The organism is Mycobacterium sp. 29Ha (assembly GCF_032883055.1).
GTDB lineage: Bacteria > Actinomycetota > Actinomycetes > Mycobacteriales > Mycobacteriaceae > Mycobacterium > Mycobacterium gallinarum.
The window spans coordinates 1-4,736 of sequence record NZ_JAMQTI010000061.1 but is presented as its reverse complement, the minus strand read 5'-3'; the positions used below and the strand labels follow the sequence as shown (position 1 = coordinate 4,736).

General features: G+C 64.0%; 5 protein-coding genes and 1 pseudogene. 1 reads left to right on the top strand and 5 read right to left on the bottom strand.

Features of this window, described 5'->3' with window-relative positions:
* Positions 1–373 precede the first annotated feature (373 nt).
* On the bottom strand, positions 374–772 hold the full coding sequence (locus M1248_RS33135; RefSeq protein WP_410506783.1) for a Zn-ribbon domain-containing OB-fold protein: 399 nt from the start codon (positions 770–772) through the stop codon (positions 374–376).
* An 87-nt stretch (positions 773–859) separates the two neighbouring features.
* On the opposite strand from M1248_RS33135, the gene M1248_RS33130 reads away from it, so the two are divergent.
* Positions 860–2,053 (top strand): thiolase family protein, encoded by a 1,194-nt coding sequence (locus M1248_RS33130; RefSeq protein ID WP_163724952.1) that lies wholly within the window; start codon positions 860–862, stop codon positions 2,051–2,053.
* Positions 2,054–2,185: 132 nt separating this feature from the next.
* On the opposite strand, the gene M1248_RS33125 is transcribed toward M1248_RS33130, so the two are convergent.
* From M1248_RS33125 to M1248_RS33110, 4 genes and pseudogenes are all read right to left on the bottom strand, one after another.
* Positions 2,186–2,767 carry a carboxymuconolactone decarboxylase family protein gene (locus M1248_RS33125; protein WP_163724949.1) on the bottom strand — a complete coding sequence of 194 codons (582 nt, stop codon included), beginning with the start codon at positions 2,765–2,767 and terminating at the stop codon, positions 2,186–2,188.
* Complete coding sequence (locus tag M1248_RS33120) at positions 2,764–3,630, bottom strand: TIGR03619 family F420-dependent LLM class oxidoreductase (protein ID WP_163724945.1); 867 nt, start codon at positions 3,628–3,630, stop codon at positions 2,764–2,766. Before M1248_RS33120 ends, M1248_RS33125 begins: the two co-directional genes overlap by 4 nt.
* A complete protein-coding gene (locus M1248_RS33115) occupies positions 3,627–4,457 on the bottom strand; it encodes a TauD/TfdA family dioxygenase (protein WP_317150919.1) in 831 nt (276 codons plus the stop codon). The genes M1248_RS33120 and M1248_RS33115 overlap by 4 nt, the downstream gene beginning before the upstream one ends.
* A 5-nt stretch (positions 4,458–4,462) precedes the next feature.
* A pseudogene (locus M1248_RS33110) lies at positions 4,463–4,681 on the bottom strand (hypothetical protein); the annotation flags it as partial.
* Positions 4,682–4,736: the final 55 nt, after the last annotated feature.

Below are 4,736 nucleotides of genomic sequence, written 5' to 3'. Positions count from 1 at the left end.
CTTCCCAGCCGGAAACCGCTACTGCCATCACCTTGGACGAAAAATCGGGGCTAGTAGTGAAATTAGACGTAACTGACTGTTGACTGTCAATTACCTGTGATCCCCGCAGGCCAGGAGGTGTAGACATCCGTGATGAAGGTCGGCGCCCAGATACATCCGCAGGACAGCCGAGCACCTGATTCTCGGACTGCGGGCGCCCTACGATCTGCGCGAGGTGGAACGTTTGGTGGCAGCCCGCTAATCGGCCGGAGAGGTGGTTCGCCCTGCCGAACCATAGTGCGGTGTTGCCACGCTACGAGCGACACTGTCGCTCATCTCTACCCGACCGCGAAGGTGCGCGACAACGTCGCTCAGACCTCGGCAACGCGACTAATCAACCCCGCGGAGCGAAAACCGGCATGTAGACAGTTTCGTCGCCGACGACCTGGTGTTCGAAGCGCACCTCGACTGCAAGGCCTACGTGGACCGAGTCCGTTTGACAGTCAACGATATTCGTCGCGATTCGCAGATCCTCCTGCTCCTCGAGCTGGACGATCGCGATCACATACGGCACGGGCACACCCGGGTTGAAGGGCTGGTAGTTGACGGTGTATGTGAACACCGTCCCCCGACCGGACACCGGGCGATGCTCCAGCACGCCGTCGCAATCCGGGCATTCGGCGGCCAGCGGAGTCACCCACCTGTCGCAGGCGGTGCAGAAGGGGATTCTGAGCGCTCCCTCGGCTCCCCCGGTCCAGAACGCCCGGTTGTGGTCATCGAGCGCGGGCAGCATCCGCGCTGAGGGCGGGGCGTGGTCGGACATAGCAAGCAAAGTACATTCCTATGGGCTGTCATTACAAAAATAGATGGATGGGTGCCGATGACCTACTTCGAGAAGGACACGATTGTCAGTGGCCTCGGGATTTCGCGCATCGGCCGCAAGACAGGCATCCCCGGGCTGGAACTGACCATGGAAGCGGTGCGGGATGCGATCGCCGACGCCGGCCTGACGCCCGAGGACATCGACGGTATCGCGACCTTCGGCGACACGCTGCCGTCTGAAGTCGTTGACAGCCTTGGCAATGACGCCGCCGACGTCGGCGTCGGATTCGGCACCGGCGGGGTGCTGACTCCGTTCATGTCGGCACTGGTCGCGGTGTCGGAGAAACGGGCGCGACATGTGCTGGTCTATCGGACGGTGCAGATGCTCGGCGGGGCGATGACCGGTTCGACAGCCTCACCGCTCCTCGCTCCCCTCGCCGACCCACCCCTCGAGCCTCGGCAACCCGGGACACGCAGGAAGCTCAAACCGTTCGAGGACATCAACGTGCTGCTGGCTGCGCATGCGTACTCGGCAGCCAACTGGGTCGCCATGCACTGCCGGCGTCATATGGAGATGTACGGAACAACACGGGAGCAGCTGGGCTGGCTCGCGATCAACAGCAGGCGCAACGCCGGCCTCAACCCTCGCGCGGCGTTCCGAGACCCGATGAGCATGGACGACTACCTGACCTCACGCCCTATCTCGACACCGTTGGGCCTCTTCGATTGCGATGTTCCGATCGACGGCGCGATTGCGCTGGTGGTGTCCCATTCCGACTATGCGGCGGACTGCCCGAACCCCGCGGTGAAGGTCGAGGCGGTCGGTGGTGCCTACGGCTCGGACGGCTGGTTCCATCGCGACGACTTTCCGAAGATGGCGTCCAGTGAGGCCGCGACGGAGATGTGGTCGCGCACCGACCTGACCCCTTCAGATGTGGACGTGGCCGAAATCTACGACGGCTTCACGTATCTCACGTTCGCGTGGCTGGAGGCACTGGGCTTCTGTGGCGACGGCGAGGCCGGGCCATTCGTCGAGGGGGCGACGCGGATAGCGCTCGACGGCGAGCTGCCGTTGAACACCTACGGGGGGCAACTGTCCGCCGGACGCATGCACGGCTACTGGCTGTTGCACGAAGCCTGCCTCCAGTTGCGCGGCCAGGCGGGCGACCGGCAAGTTGCGCGACGGCCCGAGGTGGCGGTCGCTGCGGCCGGGGGTGGCCCGATCGCCGGCTGCATGGTGCTGACCCGCTGACGACCGAACAGCCGCGAAACTGTATTCCAGCAGGAGAATTGCGAGTACCGGCCTGCTGGAATTCAGTTTCGGCGAAATAACGGCGGCCCACCGCACTGGCCGCAGAGGTGACGGCGGCCTAGGTCGACTTCTCTAGTCGGGAAGACGGGCACTGCCCGGCGGTGGCACGAGCGCCCACGTATCGCACGCCATCGCCAGCATCGCGTACGTGCCGACGACGAAGATGAGCTCCATCGCCTGGTGGGTGTCGAGCTCGTCGACCAGCCGCTGCCATGTCCGCGGTGCTGCACGACCGTTGGCCAGCAGTTCGTCGGTGGCCTCGAGAACCAACCGGTCGACGCCCTCGAATCCGTCGTTGCCCGCCGCGAGACGCGCGATGTCGGATTCCGGCAGCCCCCCGGCAGTGGCGACTCTGACGTGCTCCCCCCAGAAGAACACCGAACGTCGCGTATGCGCCAGGCGAAGGATCGCCAGCTCGCGCAGCCGCAGCGGCAGCTCACCGCGCAGCAGCAGAAAAGCGTTGTAGCTCATGAACTCCCGGGTCATCGCCGGATGACGCGCCAGCACACCGAGGATGTCGAAGTTCATGGGGTCCCGCGGGTCCCCCGAACCTGCGCGTGGCACGTCGTCACCCGGTATTCCGAACAGCGCACCCACCGCGGCGTACTCGTCGTCGCCCCACTCATCCTGCATCAGCGGGGGTAGCAGCGTCATCCCGGCGCTCCGTTCAGATCGTGCAGCTCAGCCAACGCATGCAGCTGTTCGAGGTAGTGATCGAAGGATTCGTGCCTGAAATAGGCGAACACCGTCGTCGTGCCAGCCGCGGCCATCTTCTCGAGCGTCTGTTTGGTCTCCTCCGGATTTCCCACCGGATCCAGCGGCTTCTCCGCGGGCAGCACGACCTCGAAGCCGTCGGGAACGTCGCGGGTGCTCAACCATTCGGCAGCGGTGTCGATCGACACGGCGAACGGGCACCAGCCGTCGGCAAGCGTGAGCGCCCGCCGCAGCGAGCGTTTCGTGCGACCGCCGACCCAGATCGGCATATGCGACTGCAAGGCACAAGGGTCGACGGTGAGGCCACCGAAGGAGTAGAACTCGCCTTCGTACGCGGGTTCATTGGTCGGCAGCGCTACCCGCAGGGCCCGCAACGCATCGTCGCCACGCGCCCCTCGGTCGTCGAACGGTGCGCCGAGAAGATCGAACTCCGGCTTCAGCGAGCCCACTCCGACACCCAGGATCACCCGTCCCTTGCTGACATGGTCTAGTGTCCCGTAACGCTTCACGATCTCCAGCGGATGGTGATACCCAAGCACGAGGGTCATGGTGGCGAGCCGGATCCGCTCGGTGCGGGCGGCGACGTAGCCCAAGGTGGCCAGTGGATCCCAGTACCGTGCACCACGCCGTGGCGCCTCGGACGCAGGTATGCCGATGTGCTCACTGCACGTCAGAAAGTGATAACCGAGCCGGTCTGCCGTCTCGGCGACTCGGCCGATGTCCTCGATCGTCGCATCGCGTTCCCACCCGAGCGCCGCGCCGCCGACGTTGGTGACCACCGGCGTCGCGATGCCGACCCTCACTGCAGAGGCTCTTCGCCCGCGAGGATCGTTCGATGCATGAGACGGCCACTGTCAACGGGATATTCGAGCACCCGGTGCATCGTACCGGTGTTGTCCCACATCAAGAGGTCACCCGGCTCCCACTGGTGACGGTAGACGTACTGCGGCTGGGTGGCCCAGTCACGCAGGCGGGCAAGAAGCGCCCGGCTCTCCTCGACCGGCATGCCGATCACGTAATCGGCTGTCGCACCGAGCAGCAACGACTTTCGGCCGGACTGATGTGTCCACACGATGGGGCACGCCTTCGTCGGCGACTTCTGCCAGAACGTGATCTCCTCGAAGCTCATCTCGGGGCGGACGTAATACTGCGAGCGTTCCGCGCTGTGGACCACTCGAAGATCTGCGATGAGTTCCTTGTCGGACCGCGGCAGGTCGTCGTAGGCCGCGTAGGTGTTGCAGAACTCGGTCTCACCTCCGGTTTCTGACAGCGTGACGGCCCGAAGCAAGGTCGCGAGGTTCGGATAGGGCTGCAAGGATCCGTCGAAATGCCAGAACATCGAGCCTTTCAGATACTCGGCTCGCTGGTTCACGTTCTTGTCGAGCGAGATCTTGTAGATGCCGCTCTCACCCTCGTTCGCGGGGATGGCGCCGAGGGTCCTGGCGATCGCGACCTGCTGTTCGTCGGTGATGTCGAGTCCGCGGAAGTAAACGACGCCGCGCTGCTCGAGAATTGCGCGGATCTGCTGGGCTTCGGAGCCGCGTAGCAGCGTGCCCAGGTCGGTTCTGATCTCGCTACCGATCCGCGGCGTGAGGTCGACGACGTCGAGCTGTGCTGACGTGAGTCCCATAGCGATCAGCTCACTCTCGTGAGAATGGTGTTGGCCGAATGCTTCACACGCGGCTGCTTCCACAGTTCGACCGCCAGCGACACGGTGATCAGTGAGTAGAGCAGGTTGCGTAGGTTCGCGACATCGTCGGGCAACGGTTCGGAATAGTCGAACTTGTCGACGTAAGCGACGGCTTCTTCGGCATAGGGGAACACCTGGTCATAGAACGCCTGGATCTCCTCCATCGGAGCCTGTCACGAATTCTGTGTAAGTCCGAGATGGGACTACTACGAGTTGTAC

What these genes read in the sequence shown, in the direction of transcription:
- M1248_RS33125 (WP_163724949.1), bottom strand. Translation starts at nt 2,767, where the DNA reads ATGACGCTGCTACCCCCGCTGATGCAGGATGAGTGGGGCGACGACGAG.
- M1248_RS33135 (WP_410506783.1), bottom strand. Translation starts at nt 772, where the DNA reads ATGCTGCCCGCGCTCGATGACCACAACCGGGCGTTCTGGACCGGGGGA.
- M1248_RS33130 (WP_163724952.1), top strand. Translation starts at nt 860, where the DNA reads ATGACCTACTTCGAGAAGGACACGATTGTCAGTGGCCTCGGGATTTCG.
- M1248_RS33115 (WP_317150919.1), bottom strand. Translation starts at nt 4,457, where the DNA reads ATGGGACTCACGTCAGCACAGCTCGACGTCGTCGACCTCACGCCGCGG.